This window comes from Pseudonocardia endophytica (assembly GCF_004339565.1).
Taxonomy (GTDB): Bacteria; Actinomycetota; Actinomycetes; order Mycobacteriales; family Pseudonocardiaceae; genus Pseudonocardia; species Pseudonocardia endophytica.
This window is the reverse complement of sequence record NZ_SMFZ01000001.1, coordinates 1416993-1439735: the sequence shown is the minus strand read 5'-3', so window position 1 is coordinate 1439735 and position 22743 is coordinate 1416993. Positions and strand designations below refer to the sequence as shown.

Genomic DNA, 22743 nt, shown 5'->3' with positions numbered 1-22743 from the left:
GGCACAGGGCGTAAACGGTGACTCAGGTGCAACTGTCGTAATACGCTGCGCGCATGGCACGGCGGACGGAGCCGGATCCCTCGACCTGGTGGGAGACCTACGGACACCGGCTGGAGGGCGAGCCGGTGGGCCCGCCGCCTGCGCCGGAGAAGCCCGACGAGCCCGACGAGCCGGTGGAAAGGCAGCACCCGCAGCAGATGTCGACCGCACGGCCGTTCGAGCCCAATCTCCCCGATCTGTCCGAGGACGCGGTGCTCAAGCCGCGCGCGGCTCGCCCGCGCAGCGGATGGCGGCGCATCCTCTACGAGGTGACCGGCGGCCGGGTGAACCCCGGGCCGGGCACGGCAGAGGAGTCGCGGCAGGAACTGCTGGGCCGGATCCGCAGCCCGCTGGCCGGTGCGCACCGGGTCGCCGTCACGTCGATCAAGGGCGGGGTCGGCAAGACCACCGTGGCCACCTGCCTGGGCCTGACCCTGGCCGAGAACCGCGGCGACCGCGCCGTCGTGCTCGACGCGAACCCGGACGCCGGGACGCTCGCCGACCGCCTCACCGGTGACTCGCGCGTCACCGTCCGCGAGCTGCTCGACGACCTCGACCAGGTGCAGACCTGGACCGACGTCTCCCGCTACACGAGCCTCGCCGGACGGCTGCAGGTGCTGGCCTCCGAGCAGGACCCGGCCGCGGGGGAGGCGTTCCGCCGCGACGAGTACGAGCGCGTCTGCGCGCTGCTCGGGCGCTTCTTCAACATCATCATCACGGACTCCGGCACCGGGCTCGTGCACTCGGCGATGGAGGGCACGCTGTCCCAGGCGGACAGCCTCGTCGTCGTCGGTGCGCCGACGGTGGACGGCGCGAGCCGGGCGAGCAAGACGCTCGACTGGCTCGTCGCGCACGGGCACGACAGGCTCGCCCGCGACGCGATCGTCGTGCTGTCCTGCGACCGCTCCAGTGCCGAGGTCGACGGCGCCCGGATCCGGGAGCACTTCGCCGGGCGGGTGCGGGCCGTCGTCGAGGTCCCGCACGACCCGCACCTCGCGACCGGCGGCCGTGTCGACCTGGCCCGCCTGCGCCCGTCGACGGCGGACGCGTTCCTCGAGCTGGGAGCGCTGATCGCGGACGCGTTCGACGTGCGTGCCGGGGCCAGGAGGCGTTGATCGGGGCGCGTACCCTGGTACCGGTCATGAACGCACAGCGCAGCACGCACAGGAACAGCCGCCCGGACGACGCGAGCCCGTGGATCGTCAGCACCCGGGAGCTGGCCCGTCGTCCCGGCACGATGCGCACGCTGCAGCGGACGGCTCCCGCCCCCGGTGGTGACGAGGCGATCGGCATCGAGGGCGTCATCGGCGTGCCGGAGGGCTCCGGGGTCGAGATGGACCTGAGCCTGGAGTCGGTGACCGAGGGCGTCTACCTGTCCGGGACGGCGGTCGTGCCGCTGACCGGGGAGTGCTCCCGCTGCCTCGACCCCGTGCACGACGAGCTGGAGATCCGGATCGGCGAGCTCTTCGCGTACCCGGACTCGACCACCGAGGAGACGACCGACTCCGACGAGATCCCGCGCCTGGTCGACGAGCGGATCGATCTCACCCAGCTCGTGCGCGACGCCGTCGTCACCGATCTCCCGATGGCGCCGCTGTGCCGGGACGACTGCAGGGGCCTGTGCTCCGAGTGCGGCGAACGGTGGGCCGATCTCCCGGCCGACCACGGGCATGAGATACTGGACCCTCGCTGGGCGGCGCTCCGGGAGCGTCTGTCCTCCGGGGAGTAGCTTCCCCGTTCCTATCAGCACGTTTTGCGAGGAGAACTACCGTGGCCGTACCCAAGCGCCGGATGTCGCGGTCGAACACGCGCTCTCGCCGGTCGCAGTGGAAGGCCACTGCGCCGAACCTGGTCGCCTGCTCGAACCGCGCCTGCCGCGAGCCGAAGCTGCAGCACATCGCCTGCCCCACCTGCGGTCAGTACGACGGCCGCCAGGTCACCCGCCCGGCCTGAGCTCCGCGACGCGGTGGGTGACAAGAGCGTCACCGGTCCGGCAGAGGACCGGGCTCCGCTGCTGTCCGCGCTGGGCATCGACCTGGCGGAGGACATCCTGACGCTGGCGTTGACCCACCGTTCCTACGCCTACGAGAACGGCGGGCTGCCGACCAACGAGCGGCTGGAGTTCCTCGGCGACTCGGTGCTGTCCATCGTCGTCACCGAGCGGCTCTACCGGGACCACCCGGACCTGCCGGAGGGCCAGCTGGCGAAGCTGCGCGCGAGCGTCGTCAACATGCATGCGCTCGCGAGCGTCGCCGAGGAGCTGTCCGGGCCCGGTCTCGGTGCCTACCTCTACCTGGGGCGCGGCGAGGAGCTGACCGGCGGGCGGTCGAAGGCCAGCATCCTGGCCGACGCCACGGAGGCCCTGCTCGGTGCCGTGTATCTCGAGCACGGTCTCGAGCCGTCCCGCGAGCTGATCCACCGCCTGTTCGACGAGCTGTTGCGCAGCGCGCCGCTGCTCGGCGCCGGTCTGGACTGGAAGACGAGCCTGCAGGAGCTGACGGCCGCGCAGGGCCACGGCGTTCCGGAGTACCGGATCGACGAGGAGGGCCCCGACCACCTCAAGGAGTTCACGGCCACCGCCGTCGTCGGTGGTCAGAGCCTGGGGACCGGTGCGGGCCGGACGAAGAAAGAAGCCGAGCAGAAGGCCGCCGAGGAGGCCTGGCGCTCGCTCTCGCCGGACGGTGCGGCTCCGAGCATCGTGCCGCCGCCGACGTCGCACTAGACGTGCCGGAGCTCCCCGAGGTCGAGGTCGTCCGTCGCGGTCTCGCCGACCACGTCCTGGACCGCACGGTCGCCGCCGTCTCCGTCGAGCACCCGCGAGCGGTGCGCAGGCATGCCGCCGGCGCTCTCGATTTCGCGTCCCGCCTGACCGGTCGCCGGATCCACGCCGCCGCGCGCCGTGGCAAGTACCTCTGGCTCGAGTTCGACGAGCGTGACGCCGGTGACGACGCCCTGCTCGCCCATCTGGGTATGAGCGGGCAGATGCTCGTCGCGGACCGCGGGCGCCCGGACGAGACGCACCTGCGCGTGCGGATCTCCTTCGACGACGACGGCCCGGAGCTCCGGTTCGTCGACCAGCGCACGTTCGGCGGGCTGTCGGTGCACCCGCTGGAACCGGCGGCCGGGGGAGGGCTGGTCCCGGGACCGGTGGCGCACATCGGCCGCGACCCGATGGACCCGCTGTTCGACCCGGACGCCGCGGTCGCCGCGATCCGCCGTCGTCGCACGGAACTGAAGCGGGCGCTGCTGGACCAGACCGTCGTGTCCGGGATCGGCAACATCTACGCCGACGAGGCGCTCTGGCGCGCGAAGCTGCACGGCGAACGCCCGACGTCGACACTGAGCCGCGCGCAGGGCCGCTCCGTGCTGGACGCCGCCACCGCCGTGATGGCCGAGGCACTCGGCCAGGGCGGGACGTCGTTCGACGCGTTGTACGTCAACGTGAACGGTGCCTCCGGCTACTTCGACCGGTCCCTGAACGTCTACGGCCAGGCCGAGCGCGCGTGCCGGCGGTGCGGCACCCCGATCCGCCGCGACCCGTTCATGAACCGGTCCTCCTACACCTGCCCACGCTGCCAGCCCCGGCCGCGGAGAACCCGCGCGACGTCCGCCGCGTAGCCCGCTCTCGGCCCCTGCTGGCCTACAGCCAGCCGCGGTGCTTGAAGCCCAGGTACAGGCCGACGCCGAGCAGCAGCATCAGGCCGATCGCGAACGGGTAGCCGAACGGCCAGTGCAGCTCCGGCATCTCGTCGAAGTTCATGCCGTAGACGCCGCCGATCAGCGTGGGGGCGAACAGGATCGCCGCCCACGAGGAGACGCGCTTCATCTGTTCGTTCTGCTGGTAGCCGGCCTCGGTCAGGCGGGTCATCTCCTCGTTCTGGCGTTGCGCGACGAGCGTGGAGTTGACCGTGAGGATGTTGCCGAGCAGCTCGCGGAACGCCTGCGTGCGTTCCCGGACGCGGGTGGCGTTGTCGACGACGTCGCGCATCAGGCGCTTGAGCTCGAGGTCGGTCTGGTCGCCGCTCTTGCCGAACCGGTTGCGCAGCTCGACGAAGATCTCGTCCAGCGGCTCGACGGCGCGCTGGAACGCGATCACCTCGCGGGTGAGCTGGTAGATGCGGCGGGAGACGTTCGGGTCGCCCTGGAAGACCTGCTCCTCGATCTGGTCGATGTCGTCCTGCAGTCCGTTGAGGACCGGGACGTAGTCGTCGACGACCCTGTCCATGATCGCGTACAGCACGGCGAACGGGCCGTGCGCGAGCAGTTCCGGGTCGTCCTCCAGGCGCTGGCGGACCACACCGAGATCGGGTTCGACGGCGTGCCGGACGGTGATCACGAAGTCCGGCCCGATGAAGACGTGCACCTCGCCGATCTGGACGACCTCGTCCGAGTCGACGTAGCGGGCCGGGCGCAGCACGACGAACTCGGTGTCGCCGTACCGCTCGATCTTCGGCCGCTGGTGGGCATCGACGGTGTCCTCGACGGACAGCTCGTGCAGCCCGAACTCCTTCGCGACGGCCTGGATCTCCGACTCGTCCGGGCGCAGCATGCCGATCCAGGCGAAGCACCGTTCGGCGTGGCCGTTCTGGTTCGCGTGGTGCGCGCAGCCGTGCTGGCAGTCGCGCAGCGCGTCCAGCGCCTGGTCCACCGCGGGAGGATCGGCCGTGCGGTGGCCACCGACGTACACCGCGTTGTCGATCACCGACATCGTGCGACTCCTTCCGCGTCGTCCGCCGGTCAGGGTAGGCGCGGTCGCGGCGAGCGGCCGGACGGATCGTCCTCCCGTCCGGTTCGTCCGGTCCGCGGGTTCCTCGCCCGGTCTCGCTCGCTCCGCCGGCCCGGCCGCTCGGCTGCTCCGCCGGCCCGGCCGCTCCGCTGCTCCGCCGGCCGGGCCGCTCCGCCAGTCGGGCCGCTCCGCTGCTCCGCCGGCCCCCGGGCCCGGCCGCTCCACCGCCCCGTCGGCCCGGCCGCTCCGCAGCCTCATCACCCCGCCATCCCGAACGAGGGGGCCGTTCGGGCAGGCACATTGCTCGAAGGTGCCGTTCGTTCGGGAGATGGGCCGGCCGGCGCGGCGGGGGCGCTAGTCAGCTAGAGCCTGTTTGATAAGTCGCGGAGCCAGGTGTTGATGGTGGCGATGTGGACCGTGGCTTCGTAGCGGACGGCGAGTTTGTCGTAGCGGCTGGCGACGGCGCGGTGTTGTTTGAGCTGGTTGATGCCGCACTCGACGGCGTGGCGCTGCTTGTAGGTCTCGGCGCAGAACATCGGTGGACGGCCTCCTCGGCTGCCGCGGCGCTGGCGGTGCCCGATCTGGTCGGCGGGTTCGGGGATGGTGGCGGCGATCCCGCGTCGTCGTAGGTAGGCCCGGTTGGCCCGGGAGCTGTAGGCCTTGTCGGCCAGCACCCGATCCGGGCGCACCCGCGGACGGCCGGGCCCGAAGCGGGCGACCCGGACCCGGTCGAGCACCGGGCCGAACTGCGGGCTGTCCCCGGCCTGACCAGCCGTCACGATCAGCGAGAGTGCTTTGCGGCCTTGTTCACAGGCGAGATGGATCTTCGTGGACAGGCCGCCACGGGAGCGTCCGAGTCCATGATCGTCGGGTTCGGGGGCGCCGTGTCCGCCGGGCGGCTCCCGCTGGAGCTCGGGTTGTCGGCGGGCGCCGGCAGCGTGCTGGTGGGCTCGCGCGATCGTGGAGTCGACCGACAGGTCCCAGGTGATCAGCCCGAGACCGTCGGCGAGCCGCTGCAGCGCCGCCCACACCCCGGCCCAGGTCTGGTCGCGCTGCCAGCGACGGAACAGCCCGTACACCGACTGCCAGGAGCCGTAGCGTTCAGGCACGTCGCGCCATGGGGCGCCGGTGCGGATCCGCCAGCAGATCCCGTCGATCAGCTGGCGGCGGGTCCAGATCGGGGGTCGCCCGAGCGCGCTCACCGGCGGCAACAACGGCTCCAGCAGCCGCCACTGCGCGTCGGTGAGGTCCTTGCGTCCGCCCGCGGGTACGGTCCCCACGAGGTCTCCGGGTGGATGGTCTTCTTGGTCGTTGATCCATCTACCGGAGACCTCACCTGTCTCAGGTCGCCGACACGCGACTCCGAAACCAAAGATCGACTTCATAAACACGCTCTAGTCGTCGTCGACCACGCCGGCGAGGCGGACCTCCTCGGCGTCCAGGCCGGCCTGCACGCGTCGGAGCACGATGTCGTCGATCTTCCCGGCGTCCCGGAGCGCGACGACGGCGGCGCGCTTCTCGGCGAGCAGGGCGTGCCGCAGGCGCTGGTAGTCCTCGCGTTCGACGACGTGGTCCTCCGGCTCCTCGTGGTCGCCGTCGAGCGTGTGCAGGCGTTCCTCGTAGTCGGCGCGCACGTGCTCGGCGGCCGTCGGGTGGATGCCCAGACGGGCCGCCGTCGCGGGCAGTGCGGCGAGCCCGGCCTCGGCCGCGCGGCGGTGCGCGAGCGCCTCCTCTGCGGCCTCGGCGGTGTCCTCCGGCAGGCGGGCGAAACGCAGCACCCGGGGCAGCGTCGGCGCCTGGACCAGCAGTGTCACCAGGATCACCCCGAACGTCACGACGATGATCAGGTCCCGGCCGGGGAACGGCGACCCGTCCACGAGCACGAGCGGCACGGCCAGCGCGGCAGCCAGCGAGACGCCGCCGCGGAAGCCGGACCAGGCCGTCGCGAGCCGCTGGCGTGCTCCGACCCGTCGCAGCCGCTGCTGCGGGCGCCGGTCGACGGTGCGGATGATGTACGGCGTCGTGTAGCTCCAGAGCAACCGGACGCCGATGACGGTCAGCGCGACCAGCACGGCGTCGAACAGCGCCTCGCCCCACGAGTACGACTGCAGCGACTCGAACGCTCCGCGCAGCTGCATCCCGACGAGCACGAACAGCGTTCCGTTCAACAGGAACGTCGTGACCTGCCAGAACGCCCGTGCCTGCAGCCGGGTCCGCGCCGTGACGGTGCGCGGACCGACCTGGGACAGCCACAGCCCGCAGACCACGACGGCCAGCACGCCGGACGCGTGGAGCTCCTCGGCCAGGAGGAACGCCGCGAACGGCGTGAGCACGCTGACCGTGTTCTGCAGCACCGGCTCGCGCACCACCTTGCGGGCCTGCGCGGCGAGCCACGCGACGACACCGCCGGCCAGCGCGCCGCCCACATAGGACAGTCCGAACTGCCCGAGAGCGGACGGCCAGCTGAACGTCTCCGCACCCGTCGCGATCGCGACCGCGATGCCGAACACGACCAGCGCCGTGCCGTCGTTGACCAGCGACTCCGCGCGCAGCGTCGTCAGCGTGCGCCGCGGCATGCCCTTCGCGACGGCGGCGACGGCCGTCGCGTCGGTGGGCGCGACGACGGCCCCCAGCACCCACGCCACCGGCCACGACAGCCCCAGCGCGTGCCCGACGACGGCGACCGCACCGGCCGTGACCAGCACCAGGACGACCGAGGTCAGGAACACGACGCGCAGGTTCGCCCGGATCTCGCGCAACGACGTCGTCAGCGACTCCCAGTACAGCAGCGCCGGGAGGAACAGCAGCAGCACGACCTCGGGAGGCAGCGTCACGTCCGCCGTCCACGGCACCCACGCCAGCGGGACGCCGCCCAGCAGCAGCACGACGGGGCCGGGTGCGCCCAGCCTGCGGGCGAGCCAGCTCAGTGCGAGCACGGCTGCCAAGATCACGACGAGTACCTGCAGCACGTGAGCGTCCTGCACCGGCCATCCCCTCCGCCCGTTCCGGTGAGCGCTTGGATCCTGCTCCGCGGCCGGCCGTTCGACAAGCGGACAATGCGGTGGTGACCGTGACGTGCGTGCTCGTCGTCGACGACGACCCGCAGATCCTCCGTGCGCTGCGGATCAACCTCAGGGCCCACGGGTACGACGTGCTGGTGGCGGCGGACGGCTCGTCGGCGCTGCGGGTCGCGGCGGACGGGCACCCGGACGTCGTCGTGCTCGACCTGGGCCTGCCCGACCTGGACGGCACCGAGGTGATCGAGGGTCTACGCGGCTGGACGGCGGTGCCGATCCTGGTGCTGTCCGCGCGGACCGACTCCGGTGACAAGGTGCGTGCCCTGGACGCCGGCGCGGACGACTACGTCACGAAGCCGTTCGGCATGGCCGAGCTCCTGGCCCGCCTGCGCGCGGCCGTGCGCCGGGCCGCCGTGTCGTCCGTGGACGGTGAGGCGGTGGTGCGGACGGCGGACTTCACGGTCGACCTGGCGGCGAAGACCGTCTCGCTCGCGTCCGGCGCCGAGGCGCATCTGACACCGACCGAGTGGGGCATCCTGGAACTGCTCGTCCGGAACCGGGGGAAGCTCGTCGGGCAGCGGCAGCTCCTCCGGGAGGTGTGGGGCCCGTCGTACGGGTCGGAGACGAACTACCTGCGCGTCTACCTGGCCCAGCTCCGCCGGAAGCTCGAGCCCGTGCCGTCGAGGCCGAAGTACCTGATCACCGAGTCGGGGATGGGGTACCGCTTCGACGGGTGAGGCCCGCCGCCGCGGCGCTCGATCGGCAGAACCGGCCGGAGGGCGCCGCTGGTGGCGCGCCGCCTCCCGTTCCGCCGATCATGGTGTGGCCGTGTCGGGTGTCTACGGGCGGTGGTGATCGGCGGGATCGGCTGGAACGTGCCGCTGGTGGCGCGCCGGTGCCGGTTCCGCTGATCAGGTGCCCAGGCGCGGTGCTCGGGCGCCGACGACCGGCGGAACCGGTCGGAACGCGCCACTCGTGGCACGTCGCTGCCACCTGCGCGGATCACGTGCCGGCCGGTGTGTACGGTCGCGAACGGGTTGTCCGAATCGGGCACGGGACGGGGTCGGGGAGCCGCACGCTGGGCCGATGCCGATCGAGGATCTCCTGCGTCGCCAGGCCGGTGTGCTCTCCCGCGTGCAGGCGCTCGACGCCGGAATGACGCTGCGCACCGTGCAGCGGCGGGTCGCCACCGGCGCCTGGACGGAGGTCGCTCCGCGCGTCTACCTCGTCGGCGGTCACCGCTTCGGCAGCGAGGCACGCATCCGTGGCGCGGCGTTGTGGGGCGGCCCTGAGGCCGTGGTCGCCGGGCCCGGGGCGGCGTTCTGGCACGGTCTGATCGACGCGCCGGGTCGCGTCGTCGATCTGGCGGTGCCGGTCGGCCGGCGTCGTCGGCCACCCGCGTGGATCCGACCTCGACGACGGCGGGTCGACGAGGAGGACCGCACCGAGATCCGCGGTGTCGGGGTGACCGCCCTCGGACTGACGGTGCTGGACACGACCGCGGCGGTGCCGAACGCGTCCGAGTTCCTGGACCGTGCGCTGCAGCGGAGCCTGACGTTCTGCGAGCTGCACGAGGCGTACTGCCGCGCGGCCGGGACCCGTGGGATGGCCAGGGCGGGCCGCGTCCTCGTGGCGGCCGCCGACCGCGCCGACTCGGCGATCGAACGCACGCTCCTCCGGCACCTGCGCCGGTCCGGGATCGACGGCTTCGTGGTCGGCCTGGCGTTCGGGAACGGGCAGATCGACGTCGCGTTCCCGGCCGCCCGGATCGCGATCGAGATCGACAGCTGGGCCTGGCACACCGATCCCGAGCGGTTCCGGGCCGACCGGCGCAAGGGCAACGATCTCGTCGCGGCCGGCTGGACGCTCCTGCGCTTCACCTGGCACGACATCGCCGAACGCCCGGACGCCACGGTCGCCCGGATCCGAGCCGCCCTGGCCCGAGCAGCATGATCGGCGCAAGTGGCTGCAGCGCGCCAGTGGTGGCGTGATCGGACCGGTTCCGCCGATCACCGGTCGGCGCGCCGCCTCCGTCGAGGCCGTGATCGGTGGAACTGGCTGCAGCGCGCCAGTGGTGGCGTGATCGGACCGGTTCCGCCGATCACCGATCGGCGCGCCGCCTCCGTCGAGGCCGTGATCGGTGGAACTGGCTGCAGCGCGCCAGTGGTGGCGCGGTCCGACCGGTTCCGCCGATCATCGCGGCTCGGCGTCGGCATGATCGGCGTGAGTGGCGGTGGCGCGCCACCGGTGGCGCGAACCGACCGTTCCCGCCGATCACCAGCCGACCGTCCGCCCCCGGACCCCGTGATCGGCGGAAATGGCGGTGGCGCGCCACCGGTGGCGCGATCGGACCACTCCCGCCGATCATGGGCACGGAGAGCGGGTCAGCGCCCGAAGTCCTGGGTCCAGTACCCGCCGGACAGCCCGACGCCGGTGGTCCGGAACGAGCAGTCCTCGATGTTGTCCCGGTGGCTGGGGGAGTTCATCCACTCCCGCACCACCTGCGGTGCGTCGCTCTGGCCCTTGGCGATGTTCTCGCCGCCCGGGTCGGGGTATCCCTCCGCGCTGAGCCGGCTCTCGAAGTCCCGGCCCTCCGGGGTGTCGTGCTCGAAGTAGCCGCGGGACCGCATGTCCTCGCTGTGCTTCTGCGCGGCCCGGCTGATCCGGGGGTCGACGCTCAGCGGGCCGCACCCGGCGGCCGCGCGCTTCTGGTTGATCAGGCCGACGACCTCGGCCAGCGGTCCGGACGGCCGGGCGGGTGCGGCGGGACGGGCGGGTGCGGCCTGACGGGTGGCGTCCTTCAGAGCGGACACCGCGCCCCCCACGACGTCGCCGGGCCAGCCGGGGGCCGCCACCAGACCCGCCAGCGGGGGGCCGGGCGCCGTGTCCTGGTCGGCGATCAGGGCGGAGGGTACGCCGGACGGGCCGATCTCGTCGGTGCCGCGGAAGAACCCTCCGACCAGCGCGGTGACGCCCAGAACGGCCACCACGCCGACGCATGCGAGGATGATCCGCGGACCGCGGGGCTGCGGTTTTCGACGTCGTCCGGCCACACTCGCGCAACGTAGAGGACCAGTGAGCAGTAACGCCGATTCACACGTTCGGCTCAACGCCTGGGTAACCGGAATGGTGCAGGGTGTCGGGTTCCGATGGTGGACGCGATCGCGTGCGCTGGAGCTCGGTCTCACGGGCGAGGCACGGAACCTCCCGGACGGGCGAGTCGCGGTGGTCGCGGAGGGTGACCGTTCGGCCTGCTCCGAGCTGCTCGGGCTGCTCCGCGGGGGTGGCACACCTGGACGCGTCGACGACATCGGCGAGCAGTGGACGGCCGCGACCGGAACGTTCTCCGGGTTCGTCGAAGCCTGAGCCGGGTCCCGGGCACGGGCGTGGCGGCGGCGGAAGTGTCGGTGCCCGGCGATAGCCTGAGCCATCCGTCCCGTTCAGGAGACCGACGCCCGTGCACCTCAAGAGCCTGACGATGAAGGGCTTCAAGTCCTTCGCCTCGTCGACGACGTTGCGCCTGGAACCGGGCATCACGTGCGTCGTCGGCCCGAACGGCTCCGGCAAGTCGAACGTCGTCGACGCGATCTCCTGGGTGCTCGGTGAGCAGGGCGCCAAGGCGCTGCGCGGCGGCAAGATGGAGGACGTCATCTTCGCCGGCACGTCCGGGCGCGCGCCGCTCGGCCGGGCCGAGGTCACGCTGACGATCGACAACTCCGACGGCGCGCTGCCGATCGACTACTCCGAGGTCTCGGTGACCCGCCGGATGTTCCGCGACGGCGCCGGCGAGTACGAGATCAACGGGTCCCGCGCCCGCCTGCTCGACGTGCAGGAACTGCTCTCCGACTCCGGCATCGGCCGGGAGATGCACGTGATCGTCGGGCAGGGCCAGCTCGACGGCGTGCTGCAGTCCAAGCCGGAGGACCGCCGCGCCTACATCGAGGAGGCGGCGGGCGTCCTCAAGCACCGCAAGCGCAAGGAGAAGGCGCTGCGGAAGCTGGACGCGATGCAGGCGAACCTGACCCGCCTCACCGATCTCACCGCGGAGCTCCGGCGCCAGCTCAAGCCGCTCGGGCGGCAGGCCGAGATCGCCCGACGGGCCCAGGTCGTCCAGGCCGACCTGCGCGACGGGCGGCTACGCCTCGCCGCGGACGACCTCGTCACGCTGCGGGACACGATCGCGCAGGAGGAGGCCGACGACCGGGCGGCCCGCCGTCGTCGCAGCGAGGTGGAGGACCAGCTCACCGCCGCCCGGGAGCAGCAGGCCGGGCTGGAGGAGGCGCTGGCCGCCGACGCGCCACGCCTGGCCGCCGCGCAGGACGCCTGGTACCGGCTGTCCGCGCTGGCCGAGCGCCTGCGTGGGACCGTCCGGCTCGCCGAGGAGCGGGTCCGGCATCTCTCCGAGGCCGCGTCCGAACGCACCCCCGGCCGGGACCCGGACGAGACCGACGCCGAGGCCGACGAGGTCGCCGAGCAGGAGCAGGAGCTCGTCGAGGGCGTCGCCGAGGCGCGGCGGCGGCTCGAGGAGATCGTCACCGAGAAGGCCGAGCGGGAACGGACGCTCGCCGCCGCCGAGCGCGAGCACATGGCCGCCGTCCGCGCGATCGCCGACCGCAAGGCCGGGATCGCGACGCTCGCCGGCAAGGCCGACGCACTGCGCAGCGGAGCCGCGGCGACGGCCGAGGAGATCGAACGCCTCTCCGAGGCGCTGGCCGAGGCGACCGACCGCACCCGCGAGGCGGAGGCCGAGCTGGAGGCCGGGCGCGAGCAGACCGGCGTCGGGGAGTCCGAGGACCGCGATGCGCTCGCATCCCGGGTCGAGCAGGCGGACGCGGCGTTGCGCAGTGCGCGCGAGCGGGTCACCGAGCTGGCCGAGGCCGAGCGGGAGGCCGGGCAACGTCGTGCCCATTGGCGGGCCCGGGTGGAGGCCCTGGAGGTCGGGCTCGTGCGGCGCGACGGGTCCGGCGCGCTCCTGGAGTCGGGGGAGGACCACGTCCTCGGCGCGGTGTCCGAGCTGGTCACGGTCGAGCCGGACGCGCGGGCGGCGGTCGCGGCCGTGCTGGGGGAACTGGCCGACGGCGTGGCGGTCGGATCGGTGCACGGCGCGGCGGATGCGCTGCGGGCGCTCCGCGAGCGGGACTCGGGTCGGGCCGCTCTGCTGCTCGGGTCGGGCCGCGGAGGGACGACGACGTCCGCCGATGATCGGCAGATCGGCGCGGACCGGGGCCACCAGCGGCACGGATCGACGCCGGACGGGCGATCACCGGACCATCGGCCGCTTCCCGCCCCGCCGGCGGCGCCCCCGGCGGGTCGCTGGGCCACGGCCGCCGTCTCCGCCGCCGCCCCGCTCGCCGATGCGCTCTCCACGCTGCTGCGCGACGTCGTCGTCGTCGACGACCTGGACTCCGCCCTGCGCGTGCTGGAGGCGCGGCCCGAGCTCACCGCGGTGACCGCCGGGGGCGACGTGCTCGCCGCGCACCGTGCACACGGCGGGTCCGGTGAGGGGCAGGGCGCGCTGGAGCTCCAGGCCGCCGTCGACGACGCGCTGGCTGCGCGGGACGCCGTCGATGCCGAACTGGCCGATCTCGGCCCGGCGCTGGAGGGCGCCCGGGCCGAGGAGCAGGCGCGCGCCGCAGACGTCGAACAGGCACGGAACGCCGTCACCGAGGCCGACCGGCGCCGGGCCGCGGCCGGGGCGCAGATCGGGCGGCTGGAGCAGGTCGTGACGTCGGCGCGGGCCGAGGCGCAGCGGCTGCAGGACCGGCGTGATGCCGTCGAGGCCCGCCGGTCGGAGTCGTTGCTGGCCCTGGAGGCGGCCGAGCGGCAGCTGTCCGTGGCCGAGGACGAGCCCGTCGACGACGAGCCCGACACCGAGTTGCGCGACGCCGCGGCCGAGCACGTCGACCGGGTCCGGTCCGAGGAGGTCGACCAGCGGCTCGCGCTGCGCACGGCCGAGGAGCGCGCGCGGGCGATCGCCGGGCGGGCGGACACGCTGCGCAGGCAGGCCGCGTCGGAGCGCCAGGCCAGGGCCCGCGCCGCCGCGGCGGCCGCCGAGCGCGAGCGGGGAGCCGGGATCGCGCGGCTCGTCGTCGAGGCAGGGCACGCGGCCGCGTCGCACCTCGAGACGTCGCTGGAGCGCGCCGCCGCCGAGCGCGACGAGGTCCAGGCCGCGCGTGCCGGTCGGGAGGCCGCGCACGTCGAGGCCCGGGACACGGCGAACCGGCTGACGGCGCTGCTGGAGAAGCTGACCGACTCCGTGTACCGCGACGAGGTCGCCCGCGCCGAGTCCCGGATGCGGCTCGAGCAGCTGTCCGAGAAGGTCCTGTCCGACCACGGCATCGGCGTCGAGGACCTGGTGGCCGAGTACGGCCCGGAGGTCCCGGTGCCGCCGTCGGACGTGGAGACGGGCGAGTACGAGGCCGCGAAGGAGCGGGGCGAGCAGGTCAGCGCGCCGCCGCCGGTCCCGTACGACCGCGGCACCCAGGAACGACGGGTGCGCCGCGCCGAGAAGGACCTCGCTCAGCTGGGCAAGGTGAACCCGCTCGCGCTGGAGGAGTTCGCGGCGCTGGAGGAGCGGTACACGTTCCTGTCCACGCAGCTGGAGGATCTGAAGAACACCCGCCGTGACCTGCTGACCGTCGTCAAGGAGGTGGACGACAAGATCCTCGAGGTGTTCACGACGGCGTACCACGACGTGGCGCGCGAGTTCGAGACCGTGTTCTCCACGCTGTTCCCGGGCGGCGACGGGCGGCTGGTGCTCACCGATCCGGACGACATGCTCACCACCGGCATCGAGGTCGAGGCGCGCCCGCCGGGCAAGAAGGTGAAGCGGCTGTCGCTGCTGTCCGGCGGGGAGCGGTCGTTGACGGCGATGGCGCTGCTGGTGGCGATCTTCCGTGCGCGGCCGTCACCGTTCTACGTGCTCGACGAGATCGAGGCCGCCCTCGACGACGCGAACCTCCGCCGCCTGATCGCGCTGATGGAGGAGCTGCGTACGACCAGCCAGCTCATCGTCATCACGCACCAGAAGCCGACGATGGAGGTCGCCGACGCGCTGTACGGCGTCTCCATGCGCGGCGACGGGATCACGACGGTCATCTCGCAACGCCTGCGCCCGGCGTCCTGACCCTTCCCCTTCTCGCGGCGTGACGTTCGCCGGTCGACGGGTGCTCGTCCGCTGCCGCTCGGGGCGAGCGGGCGGGGGTGGTGCCGCACGGTGCAGGAGACGGGACCGGTGGGCGTCGAGCGGGGCTGGCGGCACGAGCGGTCCGGTCGCCTGCGCGCCGGGAGTGGCCGACCGTCGGTTGACCGGGCCCGGGACCGGCGAGCGCCGTCGAGAACGCCTCGTCCGGTGAGGCATCTGCCGGGATCGCCTCACCCGGCGAGCCGTTCCCGGAGTGCGCCGCCGATGCTCCGCCGTGGTCGCGCCCCGCGACGCCGGCGTGGCGTTCGCGGCGCCTGCCGTGTGGCGCGCTGCCCGCTGCACCGGCACGCGGTCGACAGAGCGCCGCGTGTCGTCGGCGTGGCGCGCGGGCACCGTTCGCGGCGCCGGCTGCACGGCGTGTCGCGACGCGGCGTGGCGCGCCGGGAGCGGTGGGGGCGCCGGGTCCGCGGCGTCTGCCGGTGCTATGGCGCTACGACGTGGCCGCCGGATCGGCGACCTCGCAGGCCTCCCCGTGACCTCGCAGGCCTCGGGGTGACTTCGCAGGCCTCCCCGTGACTTCGCAGGCCTCGGGGTGACTTCGCAGGCCTCGGGGTGACCTCGCAGGCCTCCGGGTGACCTCGTAGGCCGTGCAGGCGTTGCGAGGTCCGGTGCCGGCATGCGAGGACCGTCGGCCGGGCACACGTTCCGCCTTTCTGCCGGCGATGAGTTGCCGGGCGATGCGCTCGGCGCACGCACCCCTTCTCGGCGTGGCGCACCGCCCGCACGGGGTGCGGCACGCCGGGGAAGGGTGCGACACCGGGGCCGCGGCACCCCGCCGCATGCTTCCCGCGCGCCGGACGGGCGCCCGCCATCGGCGAGGGGGCTTCCCGAGCCCTTCCCGCGCGCCGGACCGACTTGCCGCGCGTGTCCTGGTGCGCGCGGGGCCCGGATCGGCGCGCGGGAGCCGATCGGTGACGCCGGGGCGGGGTGGCGGGGGAGTGGGTGGGCCGGGGCGTGGCAGGGTGGTCGGGTGAGCACGGAGACCCTGTGGATCGTCGTCGCGGTCGTCGTGGCGGTGCTGCTGATCGCTGTCGTGGTGGGCCTGGTCGTGGCCCGGAAGCGCCGGATCAGCCTCCGCGAGGACGAGGAGCTGGAGACCACCGAGAAGGAGCCGCCGAAGGGCGGTTCCTACAAGGCCGGCGGTGGCTTCAACTTCTCCTCGGGCACCGCCACCGCCCCGGAGCGCCCGCGGGACGGTGGGACCGGGGCCTCCGACACGGCGACCGACGAGCGGAGGACCGGTGCCGGCGGCGCAGCGGTCGCCGGTGCGGCGGGAGCGGCCGCCGCGGGTGCGGCGCTCGCCGGCGGGGCCGCCACCAAGGACGCCGGCGGGCCCGCCACGACGGACGCCGGCGGGGGCGCCAGCACGGACGCCGGCGGGGCCGCTACCGAGGACGCCGGCGGGCCCGCCACCACGGACGCCGGCAGGCACGCCGCCACGGACGACGCCGGCACGGCGACCGAGAGTCCGAGCGGCACCGCGACCGGTACGGGCCCGGCGGCGACGGGTGCAGGCCCCGGCTCTCCGGGAACGGCGACCGACGGCGGCGCCGGGTCCGGTGCGGCCGTCGACGACTCCGAGACCGCCTACGACGTGCGCACCCCTCCCGGCGGAACGCCCATCGCCGGCGGCGCGACCGAGGCCCGCACACCGCCGGGCGGCATCCACGTCATCGACGCCCCGACGCCGCCGCGCGGAACGCCCGTCGCAGGGCCCGGCCAGTCCCGGGTGATCGACACGGCGGAGGCGAGCAAGGACCCGTCGACCGCTCGCCTGGACACCCGCGCGCTCGGCACGACGGCGACCGACCCGCCGACCGTCGCGACACCGACGACCGTGGCCCCGACCGATGCGCCGACGGCGTCCACGGCGGCACCCGAAGCCCCCACGACGCGGACGCCCGAGGCACCGACCGCTCCGACGGCCCGGCCGGATGCGCCGACGGCGTCCACGGCCGCGCCCGAGGCCCCGACCACCCCGACTGCTCGACCCGACGGCGCCACCACCACGGCATCGCCGGGCGCCCCGACCACCCCGACGCCCGCCGTGGGCGGAGCGGCGGCGGCGCCGGAAGCGCCGACCACCCCGACCGCGACCCCGGGCTCTCCGGAGACGGCGACGGACACCGTCACCGCGCCCGTCGCACCCGGGAGTCCGACGGAGGAGATCGAGCCCGCCGAGGGGCGTCTCGGCAAGTTGCGCGGACGCCTGTCCCGCTCCCGTTCCGGGCTCGGGCAGAGCCTGCTCGGCCTGCTCGGTGCCGGGCAGATGGACGAGGAGTCCTGGGAGGACGTCGAGGCGACGTTGCTGCAGGCCGACCTCGGCCCCGAGATGACCGAGGAGATCACCACCAGGCTGCGCGAGCAGCTGGCCGCCCGTGCCGTCCGCACCGCCGAGCAGGCCCGCGCCGTCCTGCACGACGTGCTCACCGAGGCGCTGGACACCCGTCAGGACCGGTCGGTGCGGGCGCTCCCGCACGACGGAAGGCCTGCCGTCCTGCTCGTCGTCGGCGTGAACGGGACCGGCAAGACGACCACCACCGGCAAGCTGGCCCGGGTGCTCGTCGCGGGCGGTCACACGGTGACGCTCGGTGCGGCCGACACGTTCCGCGCGGCCGCGGCCGAACAGCTGGTCACGTGGGGCGAGCGGTCCGGGGCGGGCGTCGTGCGCGGCCCGGAGGGCTCCGACCCGGCGTCGGTCGCGTTCGACGCGGTCAAGCGAGGAACCGAGGACGGCGTCGACGCGGTGCTGCTGGACACCGCGGGCCGTCTGCACACGAAGACCGGACTGATGGACGAGCTGGGCAAGGTCAAGCGCGTCGTGGAGAAGCAGGCCCGCGTGGACGAGGTGCTGCTCGTGCTGGATGCGACGACCGGGCAGAACGGGCTGACCCAGGCTCGCGTGTTCGGTGAGGTCGTCGACGTCACCGGCATCGCGCTGACGAAGCTCGACGGCACGGCCAAGGGCGGCATCGTGTTCCGTGTGCAGCGCGAGCTCGGCGTCCCGGTGAAGCTCGTCGGGCTCGGTGAGGGTGCCGACGACCTGGCTCCGTTCGAGCCGTCGGCGTTCGTGGACGCGCTGCTCAACTAGTGACGCACGTCATGGACGGGGCGTGGTCGCGCCGTAACGCGGCGCATATGTCGGGTCGGGAAACACGGAAGTAACCGACCTGGACCGCGCGTTCACATTCGTGCAACGCACGGGCACCGTGTCCGAAATACGCCACTCTCAGGATTCCCTCCGATCCGACCGCGACGAGCGCGGACCGCCCATGGAAGGGAAACGAGAGTGGGAGCGGCGAACACCGGCGATACCGCCTGGATGCTCACCAGCGCCGCGCTGGTGCTGTTGATGACGCCAGGTCTGGCGTTCTTCTACGGCGGCATGACGCGCAGCAAGAGCGTCCTGAACATGATGATGATGAGCATGTCGGCACTCGGGCTGATCGGCGTGCTCTGGGTGCTGTACGGCTACTCGATGGCGTTCGGCAACGACGTCGGGCTCGGCCTGCTCGGCAACCCGTTCGAGCACCTCGGCCTGAGCGGCCTGTTCGGTGGCCAGTACCTCGAGGGCGACGCCGGCGAGGCCGTGAGCATCCCGCTCGTGAACACGATCCCGGCCACGGTGTTCGCCGCGTTCCAGGCGATGTTCGCGATCATCACCGTCGCCCTGATCTCCGGCGCGGCCGCCGACCGCCTGCGCTTCGGACCGTGGCTGGTGTTCGCCGGCCTCTGGGCGACCATCGTGTACTTCCCGGTCGCGCACTGGGTCTTCTCGTTCGACGGCGTCACCGCCGAGACCGGCGGCTGGATCGCCAACCAGCTGGCCGCGGTCGACTTCGCGGGTGGTACCGCCGTGCACATCAACTCCGGTGCCGCGGCGCTGGCGCTCTGTCTCGTGCTCGGCAAGCGGCGCGGGTGGCCGCGTGAGCCCATGCGCCCGCACAACCTGACACTGGTCATGCTCGGCTCGGGTCTGCTGTGGTTCGGCTGGTTCGGTTTCAACGCCGGTTCGGCCGTCGCCTCGGACGGCGTCGCGGGCCTCACGTTCGTCAACACGCTCGTCGCCACCAGCGCCGGCATGTTGGGCTGGCTGCTCACCGAGCGGATCCGTGACGGCAAGCCGACGTCGCTGGGCGCCGCGTCCGGTGTCGTGGCCGGTCTGGTCGCGATCACGCCGTCCTGTTCCTCGGTCTCGCCGATCGGCGCGATCGCGGTCGGCGCCATCGCCGGCATCCTGTGTGCGCTGGCGGTCGGCCTGAAGTTCCGCCTCGGGTTCGACGACTCGCTCGACGTCGTCGGCGTCCACCTCGTCGGTGGTCTGATCGGCACGCTGCTGGTCGGCTTCTTCGCCACCGAGGCCGCTCCGGCCGGCGTCGCGGGCCTGTTCTACGGCGGAGGGTTCGACCAGCTGTGGCGCCAGGCCGTCGGCGCGTTCGCGGTGATGATCTACAGCTTCGTGCTCAGCCTGATCATCGCGTTCATCGTCAAGGCGATCTTCGGCCTCCGCTCGACCGAGGAGAACGAGGTCGCGGGCCTCGACGAGTCGGAGCACGCGGAGACCGCGTACGACTTCTCCACCCTGCGGGTCGGCGGCGGGCTGGGCACACAGCGCCCGATCGTCACCGGGTCCACGGACCGCGAGCCGCAGGTCACCGCCACCACCACGAAGGAGGGCTGACCCGATGAAGCTCGTCACGGCCATCGTCAAGCCGTTCGTCCTGGAGGACGTCAAGGGGGCGCTGGAGCAGATCGGCGTGCTCGGCCTGACGATCTCCGAGGTCCAGGGCTACGGCAGGCAGAAGGGCCACACCGAGGTCTACCGCGGTGCCGAGTACTCGGTCGACTTCGTCCCGAAGGTCCGGGTCGAGGTCGTCGTGGACGACGCGCTGCTGGACAAGGTCGTCGACGCCATCGTCGAGGCATCCCGCACCGGCAAGATCGGTGACGGCAAGGTCTGGGTGGTGCCGGTCGAGACCGTCGTCCGGGTCCGCACGGGAGAGCGCGGCACGGACGCCATCTAGGCAGCGGTACCGGCCGGGCCCGTCGCATCCGCGACGGGCCCGGTCGGGTGGGTGCGGTCGGGACGCGCGAAGGGTGGGGCATGACGGTGCTGGGCTCCGGCGAGGCGGCGGATCTCGTCAAGGCCAAGTCGGTGTTGCTGGAGTCGAACGGGAGCCGGTTCCAGCACGGGCCGGAGGCGCTGCGCGCGGCGCTCGTGGACCTGCACGACTTCTGGCTCTCGTCCCGGTGCGCCTCGCTCGGCATCAGCGCCGACAGCGGCGTCTCGCTCGTGGCGGTGGGCGCGCTCGGGCGCCGCGAGCTGTGTCCCTGGTCCGATCTGGACCTCGTTCTGCTGCACGACGGGCACAAGGAGATCGACACGGTCGCCGAGCAGCTCTGGTACCCGATGTGGGACGCCGGCATCGGCCTCGACCACTCGGTCCGCACACCCGGTCAGGCCGTGCAGATCGCGACGACCGACCTCAAGGCCGCGTTCGGGCTGCTCGAGCTGCGGCACATCGCAGGCGACGCCGAGCTGACGGACAAGGTGCGCGCCGCCGTCCGTCAGGCGTGGCGGGCCGGCATCCGCAGCCGGTTCGACGAGATCGCGGACACCACCGCGGAGCGCTGGCGGCGCAACGGGGACGTCGCGCACCGGATCGAGCCGGATCTGAAGAACGGCCACGGCGGGCTGCGCGACGTCCAGCTGGTCGACGCGCTGGCCGCGGCCCAGCTCGTCGACCGCCCGTCGGCGGAGGTCTCGTCCGGGCGCACGCTGCTGCTCGACGTGCGCACCGAGCTGCACCGGCTCTCCGGAAGGGCCCGGGACGTGCTCCGTGCCCAGGACGCCGACGAGATCGCGTCCACGATGGACGTCGGCGACCGGTTCGACCTGGCCAGGGCCCTGTCCGGCGCAGCCCGCGCGGTGGCGTTCTCGGCCGAGGTCGGGCTGCGCCAGGCCCGCAACGCGCTGCCACGCCGCGGGCTCGCGGCACTCCGGCGGGCGCCGGTGCGACGGCCGCTGGACTCGGGCGTCGTCGAGCACGGGGGAGAGGTGACGCTGGCGCGCGACGCGTCCGCGTCGAAGGACCCGGCGCTCGTGCTGCGGGTCGCGGCGACCGCGGCCCGCACCGGCATGCCGATCTCGGCGGGCACGCTGCACCGGCTCGCCGACACCGCGCCCGAGCTGCGCACGCCGTGGCCGCGCGCGGCGCTCGGCGAGCTGCTGAGCCTGCTCGGTACCGGGCAGGGCATGGTCGAGGTGATCGAGTCGCTGGACCGCACCGGCCTGTGGGGGCGGCTGTTCCCGGAGTGGGGTGCGGTGCGGGACCTCCCGCCGCGCGACCGCAGTCACGTGTGGACGGTCGACCGGCACCTCGTCGAGGTCTGCGCGCAGGCCGCGCGGCTGACCACCCGCGTCAAGCGCCCGGACCTGCTGCTGCTCGGCGCCCTGCTGCACGACATCGGCAAGGGCCGCGGCGGCGACCACTCCGAGGTCGGGGAGTCGCTGGCCCGCCAGGTCGGTGAGCGCCTCGGCCTGCGGGAGGCCGACGTGGTCCTGCTCGGCGCCGTGGTCCGCCACCATCTGCTGCTCCCGCACACCGCGACCCGTCGCGACCTGGACGACCCGGCCACCGTCACGCGCGTGCTGGAGACGCTCGGGCACTCCGAGCTGCTGGTCGAGCTGCTCGACGCGCTCGCCGAGGCGGACTCGCTGGGCACCGGCCCCGGGGTGTGGAGCCCGTGGCGGCGCACCCTGATCCAGGAGCTGTCCGCGCGGTGCCGTTCCGCACTGACCGGCGCCCCCTTCGTCGAACCGGGGCCGCCGGAGGAGTCCGCCGCCGAGATGGTGGCCGCGCTGGAGGCGGACGGCTCGCCGCAGGTCCGCTTCGCCTCCGACGGCGACGTCGCGTCCGTCACGCTCGCGCTGCCGGACACGCGGGCCGCGCTGTCCGCCACGGCCGGGGTACTGGCGCTGCACTCGCTGCAGGTGCACACGGCGGAGAGCGCGGTGCTGCACGACGCCGTCGTGCAGGAGTTCGCGGTCACCCCGCGGTTCGGCAGGCTGCCGGACCCGGCGCTGGTCCGCGCCGACCTGATCAAGGTCCTGTCCGGGGGCATGCAGCTGGCCGACGCGTTGGCGCGCAAGGAACGCGACTACGCACCCAGCACGCCGGAGGTGGAGCGGACGGCGCCGCCGCGCGTGCTGTGGTTCGACGACGAGGCGACCGGCGCCGTCGTGCTGGAGCTGCGGGCCACCGACCGGATCGGGCTGCTGCACCACGTGACGTCGGCGCTGGAGCGCTCCGACGTGGACCTGCGCTGGGCGCGGGTGGAGACGCTGGGGTCGTCGGTCGTGGACGCGTTCGGGGTGGCCGGCTCGCCGGACACCGACACCCGGCGCCGGGTCGAGCGCGAGCTGCTGGCCGTCGCGGCCGGGCGTGGTCGGGACGCCGCGCCGCCCGCCTGACGCGGACCCATCCCGCCAGAGCGTCGGCGGTCATGCCGTCGGCGTGGCCCGCAGGCCACCGGACGAGCTCGATCCGGTTTGCCGTCCGGGCCGGTGATCCACGTCGTCCGGAAGTCCGGCGAGCCGTCGGGTGACGTCGGCGCCCCGGCGTCGACGCCGCCGGCGGCCGGCCAGGCAGGCGTCCATGGACCCGACGTGGACGACGACGTGGCTGAGCCGCCGGCCCGGGTCCTCGATCACGGGCCGTCCGGATCGTGCACGAGCTCGCGCGCCCGTTCACGTA

The 22743-nt window shown here is 73.5% G+C and carries 17 protein-coding genes; 13 read left to right on the top strand and 4 right to left on the bottom strand.

Annotation, left to right across the window (positions count from 1 at the left end):
• Positions 1 to 53: 53 nt before the first annotated feature.
• From EV378_RS06435 to mutM, 5 genes are read left to right on the top strand one after another with little or no spacing between them, the layout of a single operon-like run.
• Positions 54 to 1154, top strand: coding sequence for a MinD/ParA family ATP-binding protein (locus tag EV378_RS06435; protein WP_243653314.1), 1101 nt, complete (start codon positions 54 to 56; stop codon positions 1152 to 1154).
• Between the two features lie 26 nt (positions 1155 to 1180).
• Positions 1181 to 1768 carry a YceD family protein gene (locus EV378_RS06430; protein ID WP_132421782.1) on the top strand — a complete coding sequence of 196 codons (588 nt, stop codon included), beginning with the start codon at positions 1181 to 1183 and terminating at the stop codon, positions 1766 to 1768.
• 41 nt (positions 1769 to 1809) lie between these two features.
• Positions 1810 to 1992 carry a 50S ribosomal protein L32 gene (gene rpmF / locus EV378_RS06425; protein ID WP_132421781.1) on the top strand — a complete coding sequence of 61 codons (183 nt, stop codon included), beginning with the start codon at positions 1810 to 1812 and terminating at the stop codon, positions 1990 to 1992.
• Positions 1993 to 2005: 13 nt separating this feature from the next.
• Positions 2006 to 2761, top strand: coding sequence for a ribonuclease III (gene rnc / locus EV378_RS06420; RefSeq protein WP_132421780.1), 756 nt, complete (start codon positions 2006 to 2008; stop codon positions 2759 to 2761).
• Between the two features lie 2 nt (positions 2762 to 2763).
• Entirely contained in the window at positions 2764 to 3657 is an 894-nt protein-coding gene (gene mutM, locus EV378_RS06415) for a bifunctional DNA-formamidopyrimidine glycosylase/DNA-(apurinic or apyrimidinic site) lyase (RefSeq protein WP_132421779.1), read from the top strand.
• Positions 3658 to 3679: 22 nt separating this feature from the next.
• Here mutM and EV378_RS06410 read toward each other — a convergent pair whose 3' ends face one another.
• The 3 genes from EV378_RS06410 to EV378_RS06400 all read right to left on the bottom strand — a co-directional run bounded on the left by EV378_RS06410 (position 3680) and on the right by EV378_RS06400 (position 7749).
• Positions 3680 to 4747 carry a magnesium and cobalt transport protein CorA gene (locus tag EV378_RS06410; RefSeq protein ID WP_132421778.1) on the bottom strand — a complete coding sequence of 356 codons (1068 nt, stop codon included), beginning with the start codon at positions 4745 to 4747 and terminating at the stop codon, positions 3680 to 3682.
• A 380-nt stretch (positions 4748 to 5127) separates the two neighbouring features.
• Positions 5128 to 6045 carry an IS5 family transposase gene (locus tag EV378_RS06405; protein ID WP_132421777.1) on the bottom strand — a complete coding sequence of 306 codons (918 nt, stop codon included), beginning with the start codon at positions 6043 to 6045 and terminating at the stop codon, positions 5128 to 5130.
• 114 nt (positions 6046 to 6159) lie between these two features.
• On the bottom strand, positions 6160 to 7749 hold the full coding sequence (locus EV378_RS06400) for a Na+/H+ antiporter (RefSeq protein WP_132421776.1): 1590 nt from the start codon (positions 7747 to 7749) through the stop codon (positions 6160 to 6162).
• 86 nt (positions 7750 to 7835) lie between these two features.
• Here EV378_RS06400 and EV378_RS06395 point away from each other — a divergent pair, with 86 nt between their 5' ends.
• Both EV378_RS06395 and EV378_RS06390 read left to right on the top strand, forming a co-directional pair.
• A complete protein-coding gene (locus tag EV378_RS06395) occupies positions 7836 to 8519 on the top strand; it encodes a response regulator (protein ID WP_132427503.1) in 684 nt (227 codons plus the stop codon).
• Between the two features lie 349 nt (positions 8520 to 8868).
• Entirely contained in the window at positions 8869 to 9735 is an 867-nt protein-coding gene (locus EV378_RS06390) for an endonuclease domain-containing protein (protein ID WP_132421775.1), read from the top strand.
• A 431-nt stretch (positions 9736 to 10166) separates the two neighbouring features.
• On the opposite strand, the gene EV378_RS06385 is transcribed toward EV378_RS06390, so the two are convergent.
• Complete coding sequence (locus EV378_RS06385; RefSeq protein ID WP_165922162.1) at positions 10167 to 10772, bottom strand: CAP domain-containing protein; 606 nt, start codon at positions 10770 to 10772, stop codon at positions 10167 to 10169.
• 85 nt (positions 10773 to 10857) lie between these two features.
• On the opposite strand from EV378_RS06385, the gene EV378_RS06380 reads away from it, so the two are divergent.
• The 6 genes from EV378_RS06380 (at position 10858) to EV378_RS06355 (ending at position 22460) form a co-directional block, all read left to right on the top strand.
• Entirely contained in the window at positions 10858 to 11148 is a 291-nt protein-coding gene (locus EV378_RS06380; protein ID WP_279389595.1) for an acylphosphatase, read from the top strand.
• Positions 11149 to 11239: 91 nt separating this feature from the next.
• Positions 11240 to 14908, top strand: a complete 3669-nt coding sequence (locus EV378_RS06375; RefSeq protein ID WP_132421773.1) for an AAA family ATPase — start codon at positions 11240 to 11242, stop codon at positions 14906 to 14908.
• Between the two features lie 1048 nt (positions 14909 to 15956).
• Complete coding sequence (gene ftsY / locus EV378_RS37190; RefSeq protein WP_481404372.1) at positions 15957 to 18077, top strand: signal recognition particle-docking protein FtsY; 2121 nt, start codon at positions 15957 to 15959, stop codon at positions 18075 to 18077.
• Positions 18078 to 18308: 231 nt separating this feature from the next.
• Complete coding sequence (locus EV378_RS06365; RefSeq protein ID WP_132427499.1) at positions 18309 to 19667, top strand: ammonium transporter; 1359 nt, start codon at positions 18309 to 18311, stop codon at positions 19665 to 19667.
• 4 nt (positions 19668 to 19671) lie between these two features.
• Positions 19672 to 20010 (top strand): P-II family nitrogen regulator, encoded by a 339-nt coding sequence (locus EV378_RS06360; protein WP_132421772.1) that lies wholly within the window; start codon positions 19672 to 19674, stop codon positions 20008 to 20010.
• 80 nt (positions 20011 to 20090) lie between these two features.
• Positions 20091 to 22460, top strand: coding sequence for a [protein-PII] uridylyltransferase (locus EV378_RS06355; RefSeq protein WP_132421771.1), 2370 nt, complete (start codon positions 20091 to 20093; stop codon positions 22458 to 22460).
• The last annotated feature ends 283 nt before the right edge of the window (positions 22461 to 22743 follow it).